Annotated in this window: 14 protein-coding genes; 11 read left to right on the top strand and 3 right to left on the bottom strand. The window is 39.9% G+C overall.

All coding sequences use genetic code 11. The annotated features are described in order from the left end of the window. Positions 1–176: 176 nt before the first annotated feature. The 6 genes from rplJ (at position 177) to SOI81_RS15970 (ending at position 10,877) form a co-directional block, all read left to right on the top strand. Positions 177–683 (top strand): 50S ribosomal protein L10, encoded by a 507-nt coding sequence (gene rplJ, locus SOI81_RS15995; RefSeq protein WP_016142417.1) that lies wholly within the window; start codon positions 177–179, stop codon positions 681–683. Between the two features lie 42 nt (positions 684–725). Then, positions 726–1,097 carry a 50S ribosomal protein L7/L12 gene (gene rplL, locus SOI81_RS15990; protein WP_001229360.1) on the top strand — a complete coding sequence of 124 codons (372 nt, stop codon included), beginning with the start codon at positions 726–728 and terminating at the stop codon, positions 1,095–1,097. A 304-nt stretch (positions 1,098–1,401) separates the two neighbouring features. Continuing rightward, a complete protein-coding gene (gene rpoB, locus SOI81_RS15985) occupies positions 1,402–5,490 on the top strand; it encodes a DNA-directed RNA polymerase subunit beta (RefSeq protein WP_016142416.1) in 4,089 nt (1,362 codons plus the stop codon). A gap of 86 nt (positions 5,491–5,576) precedes the next feature. After that, positions 5,577–9,770: a DNA-directed RNA polymerase subunit beta' gene (gene rpoC, locus SOI81_RS15980; RefSeq protein ID WP_025470394.1), complete on the top strand. Its 4,194-nt coding sequence runs from the start codon at positions 5,577–5,579 to the stop codon at positions 9,768–9,770. A gap of 180 nt (positions 9,771–9,950) precedes the next feature. After that, positions 9,951–10,316 (top strand): DNA transfer protein p32, encoded by a 366-nt coding sequence (locus SOI81_RS15975; protein ID WP_224992403.1) that lies wholly within the window; start codon positions 9,951–9,953, stop codon positions 10,314–10,316. A gap of 204 nt (positions 10,317–10,520) precedes the next feature. Continuing rightward, the gene (locus tag SOI81_RS15970; RefSeq protein ID WP_224992402.1) at positions 10,521–10,877 is read left to right on the top strand and encodes a DNA transfer protein p32; all 357 of its coding nucleotides are present in this window, start codon (positions 10,521–10,523) and stop codon (positions 10,875–10,877) included. Positions 10,878–10,921: 44 nt separating this feature from the next. On the opposite strand, the gene SOI81_RS15965 is transcribed toward SOI81_RS15970, so the two are convergent. Further along, positions 10,922–11,407 (bottom strand): DUF4442 domain-containing protein, encoded by a 486-nt coding sequence (locus SOI81_RS15965; protein ID WP_104080675.1) that lies wholly within the window; start codon positions 11,405–11,407, stop codon positions 10,922–10,924. Positions 11,408–11,524: 117 nt separating this feature from the next. On the opposite strand from SOI81_RS15965, the gene SOI81_RS15960 reads away from it, so the two are divergent. The 5 genes from SOI81_RS15960 (at position 11,525) to htpG (ending at position 17,399) form a co-directional block, all read left to right on the top strand. Then, positions 11,525–12,403, top strand: a complete 879-nt coding sequence (locus SOI81_RS15960; protein ID WP_239977152.1) for an alpha/beta fold hydrolase — start codon at positions 11,525–11,527, stop codon at positions 12,401–12,403. Between the two features lie 101 nt (positions 12,404–12,504). Then, positions 12,505–13,929, top strand: coding sequence for a Na+/H+ antiporter family protein (locus SOI81_RS15955; RefSeq protein WP_224992399.1), 1,425 nt, complete (start codon positions 12,505–12,507; stop codon positions 13,927–13,929). A 327-nt stretch (positions 13,930–14,256) separates the two neighbouring features. Further along, positions 14,257–14,838: an OmpW/AlkL family protein gene (locus SOI81_RS15950; RefSeq protein WP_239974980.1), complete on the top strand. Its 582-nt coding sequence runs from the start codon at positions 14,257–14,259 to the stop codon at positions 14,836–14,838. A gap of 186 nt (positions 14,839–15,024) precedes the next feature. Then, positions 15,025–15,378: a lysozyme inhibitor LprI family protein gene (locus SOI81_RS15945; RefSeq protein ID WP_239974978.1), complete on the top strand. Its 354-nt coding sequence runs from the start codon at positions 15,025–15,027 to the stop codon at positions 15,376–15,378. A 101-nt stretch (positions 15,379–15,479) separates the two neighbouring features. Continuing rightward, positions 15,480–17,399, top strand: a complete 1,920-nt coding sequence (gene htpG, locus SOI81_RS15940; protein WP_016142407.1) for a molecular chaperone HtpG — start codon at positions 15,480–15,482, stop codon at positions 17,397–17,399. Between the two features lie 83 nt (positions 17,400–17,482). On the opposite strand, the gene SOI81_RS15935 is transcribed toward htpG, so the two are convergent. Further along, positions 17,483–18,379, bottom strand: coding sequence for a selenocysteine synthase (locus SOI81_RS15935; RefSeq protein ID WP_239974976.1), 897 nt, complete (start codon positions 18,377–18,379; stop codon positions 17,483–17,485). 127 nt (positions 18,380–18,506) lie between these two features. After that, positions 18,507–19,649, bottom strand: a complete 1,143-nt coding sequence (locus SOI81_RS15930) for a hypothetical protein (RefSeq protein WP_224992395.1) — start codon at positions 19,647–19,649, stop codon at positions 18,507–18,509. Positions 19,650–19,700 lie beyond the last annotated feature (51 nt).

The following is a 19,700-nucleotide window of genomic DNA, read 5'->3' as shown; positions in this document are numbered from 1 at the left end:
TATCAGCGTCAAAGACCTCAGGCGAGAAGATGTTGTTTTCGAATAGCACTTTTCTTAATAAAACAGCCTGCGTAGACGCGGTGGTGTGATTTGTTCCTCCTCCGCGTGTAAGTCGAAAGGCTTACGAATTGGGAGTGTGCCCAGTGGGTACATAAATCACCTTAGGAGGTTTTACAATGGCTCTTCTTATTGAAGACAAAAAACAGATCGTTGCGGAAGTAAGTGAAGTTGCTTCTAAGGCGTTTGCAGCCGTTGTTGCTGACTACCAAGGCTTAAGCGTAGAGCAATTAACAACACTTCGTGTTGAAGCTCGTAAGTTAGGTGTTTCTACACGTATTGTACGTAACACTTTGGCTAAACGCGCACTTCAAGATACTCAATTCAATATCTTGAACGACAACCTTGTTGGTCCAACAATTCTAGGTTTTTCAACTTCTGAAGATGACATGGGTGCAGCTGCACGTTTGTTCGAAGAATTTGCTAAAACTAACAAAGCATTTGAGTTAAAAGCTGCTGCATTTGACGGCAAAGTTTATCAAGGTGCTGACGTTAGCGTAATTGCAAACCTTCCGAACCAAGAGAAAGCTCTTACTATGCTTGCCTCTGTCCTTCAAGCTCCTATTTCGAAATTGGGTCGCCTTATTACAGCGCTCAAAGAGAAAAACGAGTCAGAAGCTGCTTAATCAATTTTACACACCATTCAATATCCATTTGGAGTTATTCTCATGGCTTTAACTAACGAAGAAATCTTAAACGCAGTTGCTGAAAAAACTGTTCTTGAACTTGTTGAATTAATTTCTGCTTTCGAAGAGAAATTCAACGTTTCAGCTGCAGCTGTTGCTGTTGCTGCTCCAGCTGGTGGCGCTGCTGCTGCTGCTGAAGAACAATCTGAATTCAACGTTGAGTTGACTTCTTTCGGTGCTAACAAAGTAGCTGTAATTAAAGCAGTTCGTGAAGCAACTGGCCTTGGTCTTAAAGAAGCTAAAGACCTAGTTGAAGGCGCTCCTCAAGTTCTTAAAGAAGGCGTTTCTAAAGAAGAAGGCGAAGAACTTAAGAAGAAACTTGAAGAAGCTGGTGCTACAGTTACACTTAAGTAATTGTAAAAGGAGTCGGTTTTTAAATCGGCTCCATAAAATGGCTGATGGCTCTTGGGTCATCAGCCTTTTTGCGTTACAATAATCGGCTCGATTTTTGTAAGTTTTGTTTGATTTTTGAGAAAATCAAAATAAAACAAGAAATTTCAAATGTTTACCAATATTTTTCTTTTTTAAAAATATTGTTAAGCGTTTTTATACCACTAAAAATTGCAGCATTTGTAAACAGTGGTGGCCATATCGGCCTGCGTAATTCCTTCTGAGCCCGTTCTGCAGGCGGGCTTAGTTTACTTTCCGAGGACTCCAGATGGCATACTCATATACCGAAAAGAAACGGATCCGTAAGAATTTTGGTAAATTGCCCCAAGTAATGGATGCACCGTACTTACTATCGATTCAGGTCGATTCGTACAGAACATTCTTGCAAGATGGCAAAACTCCAAAAAACCGCGAAGATATCGGTCTCCAAGCCGCATTTCGTTCAGTTTTTCCTATCGAAAGTTATTCTGGCAATGCTGCTTTAGAATTTGTTGAGTATAGCCTTGGTAAACCTGAGTTCGATGTACGCGAATGTATTCTTCGTGGTTCGACTTATGCGGCACCAATGCGCGTTAAAATTCGTTTGATTATTAAAGATCGCGAAACTAAATCAATTAAAGACGTACGAGAACAAGAAGTCTATATGGGTGAAATTCCACTCATGACTGAAAACGGTACATTTGTCATTAATGGTACTGAGCGTGTAATCGTATCTCAATTACATCGTTCACCAGGCGTTTTCTTTGATCACGATAAAGGTAAAACCCACTCAAGTGGTAAAGTGTTGTATTCAGCACGTATCATTCCTTACCGTGGTTCATGGTTAGACTTTGAATTTGATGCGAAAGACTTAGTTTACGTACGTATTGACCGTCGTCGTAAATTACTTGCTACTGTTGTATTACGTGCACTAGGTTATAACAACGAACAAATCTTGAATTTGTTCTATGAAAAAGTACCTGTGTATCTTGATATGGGCAGTTACCAGATTGACCTAGTCCCTGAACGTTTACGTGGGGAAATGGCGCAATTTGATATTGCTGACAATGACGGTAAGGTTATTGTTGAGCAAGGTAAACGTATTAATGCTCGTCACGTACGTCAAATGGAAGCTGCTGGTTTAACAAAACTTTCAGTTCCAGATGAATACTTATATGAGCGTATTACTGCTGAAAATATTACTTTACGTGATGGTGAAGTAATTGCTGCTAACACTTTGTTAAGCCATGAAGTTATGGTGAAACTAGCAGAAGGTGGTGTTAAACAGTTCAATATCTTGTTTACGAACGATATTGACCGTGGTTCGTTTGTTGCTGACACATTACGTGCAGATACAACAGCTGGCCGTGAAGAAGCATTAGTTGAAATTTATAAAGTAATGCGTCCAGGCGAGCCGCCAACAAAAGAAGCTGCTGAAAACTTATTCAATAACTTATTCTTCTCTTCTGAGCGTTATGACTTATCTCCAGTAGGTCGTATGAAGTTCAACCGTCGTTTGGGGCGTCCATACGAAGTTGGTACTGACCAGAAGTCACGTGAAGTAGAAGGTATTTTATCGCACGAAGATATCATTGATGTATTACGTACATTAGTTGAAATCCGTAACGGTAAAGGTGAAGTCGACGATATCGATCACTTGGGTAACCGTCGTGTACGTTCTGTTGGTGAAATGACTGAGAACCAATTCCGTGTTGGTTTGGTTCGTGTTGAACGTGCTGTTAAAGAGCGTTTAAGCCAAGCAGAAACAGATAACTTGTCTCCGCAAGATCTAATTAACGCTAAACCAGTTGCAGCTGCAATCAAAGAATTCTTTGGTTCAAGCCAGTTATCTCAGTTCATGGACCAAAACAACCCATTATCTGAGATTACGCACAAGCGTCGTGTATCAGCGCTTGGGCCTGGTGGTTTAACACGTGAACGTGCGGGCTTTGAGGTACGTGACGTACATCAAACTCACTATGGTCGTGTATGTCCAATTGAAACGCCGGAAGGTCCAAACATTGGTTTGATCAACTCGCTTTCTGTGTATGCAAAAGCAAATGACTTCGGTTTCTTGGAAACACCTTACCGTAAAGTGGTAGATGGTCGAGTAACTGATGCAGTTGAATACCTATCTGCGATTGAAGAAGTGGGCACTGTTATTGCACAGGCCGATTCTGCAGTAGATAAAGATGGCAACTTAACAGAAGAGTTTGTTTCTGTTCGTCATCAAGGTGAATTCGTACGTATGCCACCAGAAAAAGTGACGCATATGGACGTTTCTGCTCAGCAGGTTGTATCTGTTGCTGCATCTCTTATTCCATTCCTTGAACACGATGACGCGAACCGTGCGCTTATGGGTTCAAACATGCAACGTCAGGCAGTTCCTACTCTACGTGCGGATAAACCGCTTGTAGGTACAGGTATGGAAGCAAACGTTGCACGTGACTCTGGTGTGTGTGTGATCGCAAACCGTGGTGGTGCAATTGAATACGTAGACGCTTCTCGTATCGTTATTCGTGTAAACGAAGATGAAATGATTGCTGGTGAGGCTGGTGTAGATATCTACAACCTCATTAAATATACGCGTTCTAACCAGAACACTTGTATCAACCAAAATATTATCGTGAATTTAGGCGACAAAGTTGCTCGCGGTGATATCTTGGCAGACGGTCCGTCTACAGATATGGGCGAGCTTGCGCTTGGTCAAAACATGCGTGTTGCTTTCATGACTTGGAACGGCTACAACTATGAAGACTCGATCTTATTATCTGAGCGAGTACTTCAAGAAGACCGTTTAACTTCTATTCATATTCAAGAATTATCTTGTGTAGCGCGTGATACTAAGTTAGGTGCAGAAGAAATTACTGCCGATATTCCTAACGTTGGTGAAGCTGCACTTTCTAAACTTGATGAATCAGGTATCGTTTATATCGGTGCTGAAGTTACAGCAGGCGACATCCTTGTTGGTAAAGTAACCCCTAAAGGTGAAACTCAGTTAACTCCTGAAGAAAAATTGCTTCGCGCAATCTTTGGTGAGAAAGCAGCTGATGTTAAAGATTCATCTTTACGTGTTCCATCTGGTACAAAAGGTACAGTTATCGATGTTCAAGTCTTCACTCGTGATGGCTTAGAGAAAGATGATCGTGCATTAGCTATCGAAAAAGCACAGCTTGATGCTTACCGTAAAGACTTGAAAGAAGAATACAAGATCTTTGAAGAAGCAGCTCGTGAGCGTGTAATTCGTTTGCTTAAAGGCCAAGAGTCTAATGGCGGTGGTTCAACTAAACGTGGTGACAAACTCGTTGAAGAAGTGTTATCAGGTTTAGAGCTTGTTGATTTACTTGAAATCCAACCAGCAGATGAAGCAATTGCTGAGCGTTTAACTCAAATTCAAGTGTTCTTAAAAGAAAAGAGCGCAGAAATTGATGAGAAATTCGCTGAGAAGAAACGTAAGCTTGCAACAGGTGATGAATTAACAACTGGTGTATTGAAAGTTGTTAAAGTTTACTTAGCTGTTAAACGTCGTATTCAGCCTGGTGATAAGATGGCTGGTCGTCACGGTAACAAAGGTGTTGTATCTAACATCCTACCTGTTGAGGACATGCCACACGATGCTAATGGTGTGCCAGTAGATATCGTATTGAACCCGCTGGGTGTACCATCTCGTATGAACGTGGGTCAGATTCTTGAGACTCACTTAGGGATGGCGGCTAAAGGGCTTGGTGATAAAATCGAGAAAATGTTGAAAGAACAACGTACAGTTTTAGAACTGCGTGAATTCTTAGACAAGATTTATAACAAAGTCGGTGGTGAGCAAGAAGATCTTGATAGCTTAACTGATGATGAAATCTTAGCACTTTCAGGCAACTTGCGTGCTGGTGTGCCTTTAGCTACTCCTGTATTCGATGGTGCTGAAGAAAGTCAAATTAAAGACTTACTTGAGTTAGCTGGTATTTCACGTACAGGTCAAACAGTATTGTATGATGGCCGTACAGGTGAACAGTTTGATCGTCCTGTAACTGTAGGTTACATGTACATGCTCAAATTGAACCACTTGGTTGACGACAAGATGCATGCGCGTTCAACTGGTTCTTACTCTCTTGTTACACAGCAACCGCTTGGTGGTAAAGCACAATTCGGTGGTCAACGTTTCGGTGAGATGGAGGTCTGGGCACTTGAAGCTTACGGCGCAGCATATACTCTCCAAGAGATGTTAACTGTTAAGTCGGATGACGTTGAAGGTCGTACACGCATCTATAAGAATATTGTAGATGGTAACCATTATATGGATCCGGGTATGCCTGAATCGTTCAACGTATTGACCAAAGAGATCCGTTCTTTAGGTATCAACATTGAACTGAAAAATGGTGATTAAGTCTTAAGACTCACGATTTTTTAGGTAAAAACAATATTTGTGACCCAGTCGGGTAAGCGTTGCTTCCCGACACACGGAGAAAAAAATTGAAAGACTTGCTCGATATCATGCGTAAGAAAACGGACTCAGATGGTCATGCACCAATTGAGTTTGACCGTATCCGTATTGGTCTTGCGTCACCAGAAATGATTAAGTCATGGTCTCATGGTGAAGTTAAAAAACCTGAGACAATTAACTACCGTACTTTTAAACCAGAACGTGACGGTTTGTTCTGTGCCAAAATCTTTGGTCCAGTAAAAGATTACGAATGCTTGTGTGGTAAATACAAGCGTATGAAATACAAAGGCGTCATTTGTGAAAAATGTGGCGTTGAAGTAACTACAGCGAAAGTTCGTCGTGAACGTATGGGTCACATTGAGCTTGCTTCTCCAGTTGCACATATCTGGTTCTTAAAATCGTTACCGAGCCGTATCGGTTTATTACTTGATATGACACTACGTGATATCGAACGTGTATTGTATTTCGAATCATACGTTGTAACTGACCCTGGTATGACTCCGTTTGAAAAGTATCAACTTTTAACAGACGAAGAATACTTCAATGCACTTGAAGAGCACGGTGATGAATTCACTGCGAAAATGGGTGCAGAAGCGGTTCAGGACTTGTTGAAAGATATCGATCTTGAAGCTGAAATCGCACGTTTACGTGAAGAAATCCCTCAAACAACTTCTGAAACGAAGTTGAAAAAGGCGTCTAAGCGCTTGAAATTGATGGAAGCATTCAAAGATTCAAACAACAAGCCAGAATGGATGGTGATGAATGTACTTCCTGTACTTCCACCTGACTTACGTCCATTAGTTCCACTTGAAGGTGGTCGTTTTGCGACTTCTGACTTGAACGATTTATATCGTCGTGTCATTAATCGTAACAACCGTTTGAAGCGTCTTCTTGACCTTGCTGCTCCAGATATCATCGTACGTAACGAAAAACGTATGTTACAAGAGTCTGTAGACGCATTGCTTGATAACGGTCGTCGTGGTCGTGCGATTACTGGTTCTAACAAACGTCCATTAAAATCTTTGGCAGATATGATCAAAGGTAAACAAGGTCGTTTCCGTCAGAACTTATTAGGTAAGCGTGTTGACTATTCTGGTCGTTCGGTAATTACTGTAGGTCCTACTTTACGTCTTCACCAATGTGGTCTTCCGAAGAAAATGGCACTTGAATTATTCAAGCCATTTATTTTCGCGAAGCTACAAGCTTCGGGTCAGGCGACTACCATTAAAGCTGCGAAGAAAATGGTTGAGCGTGAAACTCCGGAAGTTTGGGACGTTCTTGCTTCTGTAATTCGTCAACATCCAGTCATGTTGAACCGTGCGCCAACACTTCACCGTTTAGGTCTTCAAGCATTTGAACCTATTCTTATTGAAGGTAAGGCAATCCGTCTTCACCCACTCGTTTGTGCTGCGTTTAACGCCGACTTCGATGGTGACCAAATGGCGGTACACGTTCCATTGACACTTGAAGCACAGTTAGAAGCTCGTGCATTGATGATGTCAACAAACAACATCTTGTCACCAGCAAACGGTGAGCCGATCATCGTTCCTTCTCAGGACGTTGTCTTGGGTCTTTACTACATCACTCGTGATGCTGTAAATGCCAAAGGTGAAGGCATGGTGTTTGCGGATACTCACGAAGTAAACCGTGCGCTTGCTACTGGTCAGGTTGCGATCCATGCACGTGTTAAAGTACGTGTACATCAGACTGTGATCAATGAAAATGGTGAACGTGAACACGAAACTATTATTGTTGATACAACTCCTGGTCGTTGTTTGCTTTGGGAAATTGTTCCACAAGGCTTAAGCTTTGACATGATCAACCTTGAGATGACTAAAAAGAACATCTCTAAATTGATCAACTCTTGCTACCGTAAACTTGGTTTGAAAGATACAGTTATCTTTGCTGACCAATTAATGTACTTGGGCTTCCGTCAAGCGACTCGTTCAGGTGTATCTGTAGGTATGGAAGACATGCTCATTCCACCTACTAAGCACACTATTATTGATAAAGCAGAAACAGAAGTTCGTGAAATCGAACAACAGTTCGAACAAGGTTTCGTAACTGCTGGTGAGCGTTATAACAAAGTTGTCGATATCTGGGCGCGTACAAACGACCAAGTTGCGAAAGCAATGATGGATAACTTGTCTTATACACTTGTGAAAAACAAACAAGGTGAAGACGAGAAGCAAAAATCATTCAACAGCATCTATATGATGTCTGACTCTGGTGCCCGTGGTAGTGCGGCACAGATTCGTCAGCTTGCTGGTATGCGTGGTTTGATGGCAAAACCGGATGGCTCGATTATTGAGACTCCGATTAAAGCGAACTTCCGTGAAGGTTTAACAGTACTTCAGTACTTTATTTCAACACACGGTGCGCGTAAAGGTTTGGCCGATACAGCATTGAAAACTGCGAACTCTGGTTACTTGACTCGTCGTCTTGTAGACGTAGCGCAAGACTTGGTAATTACTGAACCTGACTGTGGTACAGCGGGTGGTTTAGTAATGACTCCATTCATTCAAGGTGGTGATGTCATCGAGCCATTACGTGACCGCGTATTAGGTCGTGTAACTGCTGAAGATGTACGTCGTGCATCTGATGATGAAGTTGTATTACCTCGTGGTACGTTAATTGACGAGAAAATCGCAGCTCAGCTTGAAGAAGCTGGTGTCGATGAAGTTAAAGTACGCTCTGTAATCGCATGTGAATCAACATTCGGTGTGTGTGCTCGTTGTTATGGTCGTGACCTTGCACGTGGTCACTTGGTGAACCCAGGTGAATCAGTAGGTGTAATGGCTGCACAATCAATTGGTGAGCCAGGTACACAGTTAACGATGCGTACGTTCCACGTTGGTGGTGCTGCGAGCCGAACTTCTGCTGCAAACAGTGTTCAAGTACGTAACAAAGGTACTGTACGTTTCCATAATGTGAAAACTGTACAACATGCAAAAGGCCATTTGGTTTCAGTTTCACGTTCAGGTGAAATTGGTATTGCCGATGATTTAGGTCGTGAGCGCGAGCGTTATAAACTTCCTTACGGTGCAAGCATCTTGTTGAAAGATGGTGAAGCTGTAGAAGCTGGCGGTATCGTAGCGACTTGGGATCCGCATACACATCCATTGGTAACAGAAGTTGCTGGTAAAGCGCGTTTCAGCCAAATCGCTGATGGCGTAACTGCAACATCGAAAACTGATGATGCAACTGGTATGACTACTGTTGAAATCTTGCCTGTAACAGCTCGTCCTGCTTCTGGTAAAGATTTACGTCCTGCAATCGTGTTGGATACAACAGATGGCGGCGAACAGTTCTACTTCTTGCCACAAAACACAATCGTAACTGTCCGTGATGGCGAAACGATCGGTGTGGGTGACGTTATTGGTCGTGTACCACAAGAAACATCACGTACTCGTGATATTACCGGTGGTCTTCCACGTGTAGCTGACTTGTTCGAAGCGCGTAAGCCAAAAGAGCATGCAATTCTTGCTGAAGTATCAGGTGTTGTAAGCTTTGGTAAAGAAACTAAAGGTAAAAACCGTTTAGTGATTACTCCTGATGATGGTTCTGAGATTTACGAAGAGTTGATTCCAAAATGGCGTCAAATCAACGTGTTCGAGGGCGAGCATGTGAACCGTGGTGAGACTATTTCTGATGGTCCACAAAACCCACATGACATCTTGCGTTTGAAAGGTGAAGTTGCGTTAACTAACTACATCGTGAACGAAGTACAAGACGTTTACCGTCTCCAAGGTGTAAAAATCAACGATAAGCACATTGAAGTTATCGTACGTCAAATGTTGCGTAAAGTTGATATCACTGATGGCGGTGATACAAGCTTCATTAAAGGCGAGCAAGTGGATTACATCCGCGTTGTTCAAGAGAACCAAGCTGTCTTGGCTCAGAACAAATTCCCTGCGAAGTTTGAACGTCAATTAATGGGTATTACTAAAGCATCGCTTTCTACTGACTCATTCATCTCTGCTGCATCGTTCCAGGAAACAACTCGTGTGTTAACTGAAGCGGCTGTAACAGGTAAAGAAGATGATTTACGTGGCTTGAAAGAAAACGTTGTAGTAGGTCGCTTGATCCCAGCAGGTACTGGTCTTGCATACCACTTAGAACGTCGTCGTCAAGAAGCAGAAGCTGCGGAACATGAGCTTCATAATGACTTCAGCGAAGTAGACCAAGCATTCAGCCAAGCATTAAACTCAGAACAATTCTAAGTTTAAACTGGCACTAGAAAAGGCACCTCAGGGTGCCTTTTTTATTGATCTTTATTTTTAACAATAAAAAGTTGTCATTACATAAACATATTAAAGAGTCATTAATTTATTACTTAAGCGGGATAAAAACTTCACAAAAATATATTAGGCTACCCGCTTATGAAGACTGGAGTATATCTAATGAAAAAAATGATGATGATTGTTAGTGTTGGCCTGATGTCAACAACTTTATTCGTTGGTTGCCAAAATGCTAGTCCAGAAAGTAAACGTATTGGTTCGGCAGCGATTGGTGGCGGTGCAGGCGGTGCGGTAGGGAAACATGTAGGCGGTAATATTGGTGCTGGCTTGGGAGCGGCACTCGGCGCAGGTGTTGCAGCTAACGCAAAAGGATCTAGCAGTAAAACAGTACGTAACAGTGCAATTGGTGCAGGTTTAGGTGCTGTTTTAGGTGGAGCTATCATCGGCGGCGATACTGGTGCTGCTACAGGTGGAGCACTTGGTGGTAGTGCAGGCGCGGCTTATGAAGAGAAGAAAGGAAAATACTAAAAGTATCCTTAATAAGATTTAAATTAAAGAAGCCTTTATATGAATAGAGGCTTCTTTTTTATAATTAAAATTTGGACGAATAAATAAAAAGAAGAGCTTTACAAAATATCTATCGATTAGGACAGACGAATAACACAATCTGATCAAATTCCTCATAAAAGAGGACTATTCTTTTCATTAGGACAAGTAGTAGTGAGTACGGTCATGAAAAAAACAATTGGATTAGTTTCTGCTTTAATGTTGTCTACACTTATGTTCACAGGCTGTCAAAATATGAGCCCATCTGACCAGCGTATTGGTGCAGCGGCAGCAGGTGGAGCACTTGGTGGTGGCTTAGGTAACCATGTCGGTGGTGGTATTGGTGCAGGTTTAGGTGCAGCAGTCGGTGCTGGTGTCGGTTCTAATACCCAAGGTGGTAGTAAACAAACAACGACCAAGAGCGCAATTGGTGCTGGTATTGGTTCTGTCGTAGGTAAAGCATTGATTGGTGGTGACTCTGGTGCTGCTATTGGTGGTGCAATCGGTGGTGGTGCTGGTGCAGCAATTGAAGAGAAAAAATAAAAGGTTTGCAGATTTATAAAATAAGCGCTAATAAGCGCTTATTTTTATTGAGGGAAAGGCTTAGCTTTTTTACGTCTGATATAAAGTGTTTTTTGAACCTCTGCAATTCTTACCCCGGATTCATCAAAGATATTTAGATGATAGGTTCTTAAAACAGGTGCGTAGTTTTCGGCAAGTTCACGAATTTGTTCAATTTCGGCTAAATCGACTCGAATATCTGCATGTACAGTACTGCGGCCAGGCGAAAGAAAATTAATTTCAGCAGCTTTATCCCAAACAATATATTTTGATCCGAGATGATGCATAAGAATCATCATATAAAATGGGTCAACCATTGAATAAAGACTTCCACCAAAATGTGTACCGACTAAATTTTGGTTTTTCCAAGTCAGCGGCATCTTTACACGCACATGGCAAAGTTCTAAATTCATGATTTCAATATAAATCCCTGCACCACGATAAGGGGGATAGTGATTAAATAGAAATTTTGAAATCGTAGGATTGTTCTGAAGTCTTCTTAAAATAGCCATAATAGTCAATTTTTTTTATTGCAACAGTATTCATACTAGATAAGTATCATCTTTTTTATATTGATGGCAATGCTCTATCCGACTAACGACATGATCGATTGAAAAACAAGATAGGAAATGATTATGCAGCCAAAAGTTCATACAGTAACAACAAGTGATCAACAAACGCTTTATGCTAAAGCATGGGGTGATGAAAAAAATATTCCCTTAGTCTTAGTACATGGCTATCCAGACAATCAAGAAGTATGGGAATCAATCATTGAGCATTTGATCAATGACTTCTACATTGTTACTTACGATGTGCGTGGAGCAGGTTTGTCATCTATACCAAAACGTATACGTGATTATCGTTTAGAGCGTTTATCTTTAGATTTACAAGAAGTGGTAGATGAGTTGTTACCGAATCGCCAATTCCATATGGCTGCACATGATTGGGGTTCTATTCAGTCTTGGGAATCGGTCACCGAGCCTAAGTTCAAAGGACGTTTATTATCATACACCACCATTTCTGGGCCGTGTCTTGATCATGCCGCTTTATTTTTGCGTGATAAATTTAAATCTTCGCCAGCCCAAATCTTAAAAATATTAACCAAATCTTGGTATATCGGGGCATTTCATCTTCCACTGCTCGCACCCACAGTATGGTCTCTTTTTAGTCCAGAAAAATGGGGTAAAATTCTTACTCAATTAGAAAGAAAAAATAATTTACCTTTAAATAATAATATTAATGCTGATGGTAAATATGGCATTAATTTATATCGTGCCAATTTTATTCCTCGCTTAACTGGCCCACGTCAACGTTATGCACAGTGCCCAGTAAAAGCAGTTATTTTAAAATATGATACGTTTGTGAGCCCTGAATACATCACTGAGGCTATGCCACAGTGGGTTGAAAATTTTGAATATGTAGAGCTTGAGGCAAATCACTGGGCCATTCTGAGTGAGCCTGAGAAAATAGCAACCCATGTTCGTGAATTTATTAAAGCTCAAGCTTAAGAATAGAATGACTGCATAAAACTGTTAATTCGGCGATATTTTCGGCTTCATAGATATGAATCTGCTAGAATATCGCCTTTTGTTTTGCTCTGAACTTATTCATGAATGCTGTCGTTATTGCGATTGCAGTGATGTTCTTATTATCACTGGCGCGCGTTTCTGTCGTACTGACTTTAGTGGTTTCTGCCATTGTGGGCGGGCTCGTAGCAGGTTTAAGCCTTTCTCAAACCGTTGAAGCTTTTAACGCTGGTCTTGGTGATGGTGCTGAAGTTGCACTTGCCTATGCAGTGTTAGGAGCATTTGCTCTGGCACTTTCAAAATCTGGATTACCTGATTTACTTGCCCATAAGCTGATTGGTTTATTGGGAATGGAAGCTGGAAAAAGCCGTCAGACTAAAGTGAAATATCTACTTTTAGGTATTTTATTAATTTCTGCTATTTTCTCTCAAAACCTTATTCCAGTTCATATTGCTTTTATTCCTGTATTGGTTCCGCCTCTATTAAAGGTAATGAACCATCTAAAATTAGACCGCCGAGCAGCAGCTTGTGTGCTTACGCTAGGGTTAGTAGGTACTTATATCTTTCTTCCAGTTGGATTCGGTGCAATTTTCCTTGAACAGATTTTAATGGGAAATATTAACAAGATTGGCGCGGCGTACGGCTTACATGTTGATCGGGCAATGATGCCAATTGGCATGGCTATTCCTGTTTTAGGTATGGTGTTAGGCACCTTGGTTGCGGTATTTATTAGTTATCGTAAACCAAGAATTTATGTCGATCGTGCAATTACCCCTGTGGCTACGATTGATTTAGATAAGCCTCTTCGCGCAACGACCCAAGTTGAAACAGCAGACTTAAAAGCAGACGCGGAAGAGCTAAAGCATGAAGCAGAGCAAGCACCAGTTATTGCAAAGAAAACGATCTTGATGGCATTACTTGCAATTGGCTTGACGCTTGCCGCGCAGCTGTATTCAGGTTCAATGATTTTGGGTGGTTTAGTCGGTTTTGCTGTTCTATCTACTGCCGGAATTTTCAAATGGCAAGATGCAGATGATGTCTTTGTACAAGGCATGCGAATGATGGCTTTAGTCGGTTTCATCATGATTTCTGCTGCCGGTTTCGCCTCGGTTATGACTCATACTGGTGATATTAATCAGTTAGTAAATGGGGTAGTCGAGATTATCGGAGATAACCGTGCACTTGCTGCTTTCTTAATGCTTTGTATTGGCTTATTTGTGACAATTGGTATTGGTTCATCTTTCTCAAGTGTTCCTGTATTAGCGGTTATTTATGTGCCTTTATGTGTGCAATTTGGTTTCTCTCCATTAGCAACGATTGCACTTATTGGTACAGCAGCAGCATTAGGTGATGCTGGATCACCAGCTTCTGACTCAACTTTAGGACCAACAGCTGGTTTGGGAGTAGATGGTCAACATGACCATATTTGGGATACAGTCGTCCCTACCTTTATTCACTTTAATATTCCGCTATTAATTTTTGGCTGGATTGCTGCCATGGTTTTATAGTTTTTTATAAAATATTAAAATATAAACCTTCTTAATCATAATCTTTAGATTTAAATTAAGAAGGTTTTTTATTGCTTAAATAAAACATGTATTTTAAATAAATTATATTAAAATACTCAGAATTGAAAGTATATTAAAATAGTTGGTAATATAAAATAATCTTGATTAATATGGTTGGAATTAAAGTCTATTAAAACGGTTGGTTAATATATAATTTTATTTAAAACAGTTATTTAAAAATAAATAATAAAATAATTTTATAATGAGTATTGCATGGTTTTAAAATAAATGTTTATTATAAATATAAATAAGGTTGGAGATATTAAAGTGCTCAAAAAAGCTTTGGTTATTGCATTAATGGGGGTTTCTTCTTTTACTTTTGCCGGTAACTGGCAAGTGAAATTTGGTGGCAGTTTTATTGCTCCCTCAGAAGATACAACAACACCTTTAGGTGTAGTAAAAGCAGATCAAGAATATGCATTTACACCATCGGTAGAATACTTTTTTGGTCAATCTCCATTTTCAGCAGAGTTATTATTAGCAACACCAGTTAATCATGATGTTTTGTTAGATGGTAAAAATGCGGCACGTATTAAACAGTTACCACCAACGATTACTGCTAAATATCATTTTAAAAACTCAACTCGTTTTACCCCATATATTGGTATCGGTGCAACAGCATTTATTCCTTGGGACGAGCAGGGTGTTGCAGACAAAGTAAAAGAAGATTTTGGTGTAGCAGGCCAAGTCGGTTTTAATTTCCAACCTGCTGATGCTAAAAACTGGGGTGTATTTGTAGACGTACGTTATGCTGATTTAAGTCCTGAAGTTACTTTAACAAATGGCGCTAAATTTGATCTAGATATTAATCCTTTTGTTTACACTCTAGGTTATAGCTATAAATTCTAAGCATAATAATAAATAGAAAAATATAATAATAAACCTAGACTCAGGCACCTCACATATATTTTATGTGAGGTTTTTTATACACTTTATTTGCACTAAAAAAAGCATAAAACAGACAGTTTTATACATATTTACTGCAAGTTTTTTTCTAAACTAATTTCTATTCATTACAAACATGGGAAGAAAAACATGAATAACAAATTAGCCATTTGTTTCGCACTTCTGAGCGGTATTGCTTTTACACAAAGTTCACAAGCTGCGAGTTTTTCGTGTGATGCTGCAAAAACGAAAACGGAAAAAAGTATTTGTAAAAATCGATCTTTAAATGATGCTGATGTAAAAATGGCAACAACGTATCAAATTGTCCTGCATGCTTTACCTATGGGTGGACGTGATAGTCAGAAAGATGCTCAATACCAATGGTTGAAAAAGCGAAATGCTTGTGCGGCTAGCGTAAGTTGTATTAGCAATGCTTATCAACAACGCCAAAAACAGTTAGACACGATATTGCAAGATAGAGTGTTAAGCCACGGTCCATTTTAATTAGAGTAAAAATTTTTAATATTCAGGATTGAAAAATTCTAGAAGTACTCCATTCATAAAGCATTCGAGAACAAACAGCTTCAAAATTTAAGGAGTGATTTATGAGTGAACAAGCATCACAAAATTATAGTTTCCAAGCAGAAGTTGCCCAGCTTTTACATTTAGTGACGCATTCTCTCTATTCTAACCCTGAGATTTTCTTACGTGAGCTTATCTCTAATGCATCAGATGCATGTGATAAGTTGCGTTTTGAAGGAATTAATCATCCTGAATATTATGAAAATGATCCGGACTTGCATGTACGAATCAGCTTAAATAAAGAAGATAAAACCTTAACAATTTCTGATAACGGTATTGGTTTAAGCCAACAAGAAGCAATTGATAACTTAGGTACGATTGCGAAGTCAGGTACTAAAGATTTCATGTCAAAATTGACGGGCGATCAAAAAGCAGATGCTCAATTGATCGGTCAATTTGGTGTTGGTTTTTATTCAGGCTTTATTGTTGCCGATAAAATTACGGTTGAATCACGCCGTGCGGGTCTAGATGCATCTGAAGGGGTGCGCTGGATTAGTGGCGGTACAGGTGAGTTTGAAGTTCAGCAAATTGATAAGGCTTCACGTGGTACCGACATTATTCTTCACTTACGTGATGATGCGCTTGATTATCTAGAGTCTTATAAAGTTAAGCAGATCGTTAATAAATACTCTGACCACATTAGCTTGCCAATTGAAATGCAAAAAGAAGTTTGGCAGGAAGAAGAGGTTGCTGAAGGGGAAGAGCCTAAAGGCGGCCAAATGGTCAAAACTGACGAGTGGGAAGCAATTAACTCGGCAAGTGCATTATGGACACGTAACAAGAGTGAAGTTACGGAAGAGCAATATGTTGAGTTCTATAAAAACTTAACGCATGACTTTGAAGCACCATTGGCTTGGGCACATAACCGTGTTGAAGGTAGTACTGAATATACGCAATTACTTTATATTCCAAGTAAAGCGCCACATGACATTTTTACGCGCGAAGCAAAAGCGGGAATTAAGCTATATGTAAAACGCGTCTTTATTATGGATGATGCGGATAATTTAATTCCAAACTATTTACGCTTTGTTCAAGGTGTTGTGGATAGTGCGGATTTACCGCTTAATGTTAGCCGTGAGTTGTTGCAAGAAAGTCGTGATGTCAAAACAATTCGTGAAGGTAATGCGCGCCGTGTATTAACTTTGCTTGATGGTTTAGCTAAATCAGAAGATGAAAAAGACCAAGAAAAATTCAAGACATTCTACAGTGAGTTTGGCTCAGTAATTAAAGAAGGCTTGGGTGAAGACTTTGGTAACCGCGAACGTATTTTAAAATTATTACGTTATGCGACATCGACAAATGATGAAGTTACGACTTCTTTTGCTGATTATAAGGCACGCATGAAAGAGGGCCAAAAAGCCATCTACTATGTGACTGCTGATAGCTTAGCGGCAGCGAAAAACTCACCACAGCTAGAGTTGTTCAAGAAAAAAGGCATTGAAGTATTATTAATGGCAGAGCGTGTTGACGAGTGGGCAATGAATTTTGTTCATGAGTTTGACGGTACGCCATTAAAGAATGTATCTAAAGGCGCGGTTGATTTAGGCGACTTGCAAGATGCGGAAGAGAAAAAAGCACTTGAGGAAGCAGCTGAACAGTTTAAGCCTGTTGTTGAGAAATTAAGTGACTCATTGAAGGCTAAAACTAAAGAAGTACGTGTAACGACGCGTCTAGTTGATTCTCCTGCGTGTTTAGTAACGAGCGAAGGTGAGTTATCTCCTCAACTCATTCGTATGCTGAAACAAGCAGGGCAAGCGGTGCCGGAAATTAAACCGATTTTAGAAATTAACCCTGAGCATCCTTTAGTGAAGAAACTTGATGGGTCAGAGCAGTTTGATGATTTGGCAAACGTGATTTTCGATCAGGCTGTCATTGCTGAAGGTGGTTTACCCGAAGACCCTGCTGCTTATGTAAAACGTATTAATAGCTTATTGCTGAAGTAATTTAGCTTAAAAAAAAGCCTCTGAATGTTCAGGGGCTTTTTTGTGGATAAAGAAAGAGTTATCCACAACTTGATGATATTTGGCTAAAAATTAGCTTCTAGATTCATTTGGACACTAAGCTGATGCTTAGAGTCATCATCAAGATGGTTAAAAAAATTAAGATCATTTTGCATAAAAATCCAATCTCTCCATATTGGTTGTCGCCATGAAATGTAGGGACCCCAACTATTGAGTCGGATATCATTTTTGGTGTAAATGCCACCGCTATACACACCGTAAGTCAGACTATTATCTTTTACAAATTCAAATTGCTGGAAAGTCCAGTTACCCCAGTTGTAATCTTCATTTTCACCCTTATTCACATTAAATTTGTTAGCAAAAAGGGTATTGTCTTGCATTTTCTGCGTTAAGTTTAGGGTAGTTTCAGAGTAATTTCGGCTAGTAGAGCCGTAACGAAAGATTTGTTCTGTATCAAAGCTAATGTTATGTCTCAAATTCCATTTCTTCTTTGCTAAAAATTGTACGTAGATATCACTATCTGAATTTGAGCCTAAATCAAGGTCATTTTCAAAAGGCATCCAAGTTGAAATGGTGGCCCAGCTCGCACTCAGTGGATTTGTGACCGAAACCTGGGTTGAGGAGTTCTTCTTCTTTCTTTTACCCAAAGCTTTATAAGTTTTTTCAGGCTGAGTCGCACGTTTCCATAACGTATCATTTCCGAATACAGCCATAAGCTCTTGAATTAAAGGAGCCTCAGATAAGCTATTATTTGGCTCTACTTCACAAGGAGAGAGTGAAAGTGATTGTTTTTTTACTTGAGCGAAACTTGTAGAAGAATAGGGGTAACGCCGTGACCTTTTATGTTTTAAAGAGTGATAAAAAAATTGAGAATGGGGAAGTAAAGCCAATACACCCAAACTATAAATACAAATGAAGATAGCCGATCTATTTTGAAATGAAAAAGAAGAAAATTGATTCATTTTTAAAGAGAAGGAATCAAAAATAAAAAATCAGAACAGTACTTTAGAAGGCTAAGCTTAAAATTTTATTTAAAAGTATTTTATGATTCATCACCTTGGATGAGGTTCCAAGGTGACGTTGGCTAGCTTAAAAAAGTGCTTCTAAGCGTAAGAAGGTGCTGACAAAATGATTGCGATCTTCGCGGTGGTCATTAAAGTAATTTACATCGCCTTGTACAAAGAACCATTCACGTAAAACGGGTTGACGCCATGAAACAAACGGACCCCAACTGTTTAAGCGTAAGTCATTGTCGTTGTAATAACCGCTTGTATAAATACCATAATTAAAACGGTTATTGGCAAAGAAACTGTGCTCACGGAAAGTTCTGTTTTCCCAAGCTAAATCATCGTCTTGATCATCAGCATAAGTTAAGCTGAACTGATTCGATAAAAACGGTTGATTTGGTCTGGCATGTGTAAGTTCAAGATTGGTACGTAAATAGTTTTCGCTGTCTATTCCATAACGATAAATTTGCTCAGCATAGAACTTAAAATCATTACGGAGTTGCCAATCTCTTGATGCTTTTAAACGAACATAAATATCGTCCCCAGAACGAATACCTAAGTCTGCATCGGTTTCAAAAGGCAGTTTTTTAGAGAAATTTGACCAACGTAAAGCAATCGAGCTGTTGTCATCTCGAGTTCGTTTACCATCTAATTTTTTGTTTGGATCTTGATTCGGGTTCTGATTAATATTGGCTGGACTGTTATTAAATTCATCATCTAAAGAGTCATCACCAAATACCACACTTAGACGTTTTTCTAGTGTAGGGAGCTTAATCTTACCGCGAATTCTGGGCTTAATTTCAAAGTTGTCGTATTCATTCCAATAGTTGTCGACCATTACCCGAATGGTTGCTGTTGCCGGTTTTTGTGGATCGACGTCGCCAAACCAATCATCAATTTTTTCAGAAGTACGATCGGCCCAATTACGAATTTTCTTTTGTTTACGGTCAACCCAAGTTTGATCTTCTGTTTGTTCGGTAGGTGGAACAATAGGTTGATTAGACTGCTCTGGAAAAATGGTTGGAGTTGCGTCCACCCAACGCGGTATTTTATCTAATACATTTTCATCTGTAGAGGCTTCGGTTTGTACTCCAGCTGAGGTATTCCCTACTTGTTGGTTTACAGAAGAAGAGGTGGTCTCTGCATGAGTGATGCATACTGAACCAAATCCAATTGTTAAAAGTGCAAAAAGCTGCCGGTACGGCATTACATGAAATGTTTTCATATCTATCTTTATGTTTTGTTGTTGTTTCCACTTTTGTTGATTTTTCTAATA

It is taken from the genome of Acinetobacter pittii, assembly GCF_034067285.1.
Classification (GTDB): Bacteria; Pseudomonadota; Gammaproteobacteria; order Pseudomonadales; family Moraxellaceae; genus Acinetobacter; species Acinetobacter pittii_E.
This window is presented reverse-complemented; position numbering and strand designations above follow the sequence as displayed.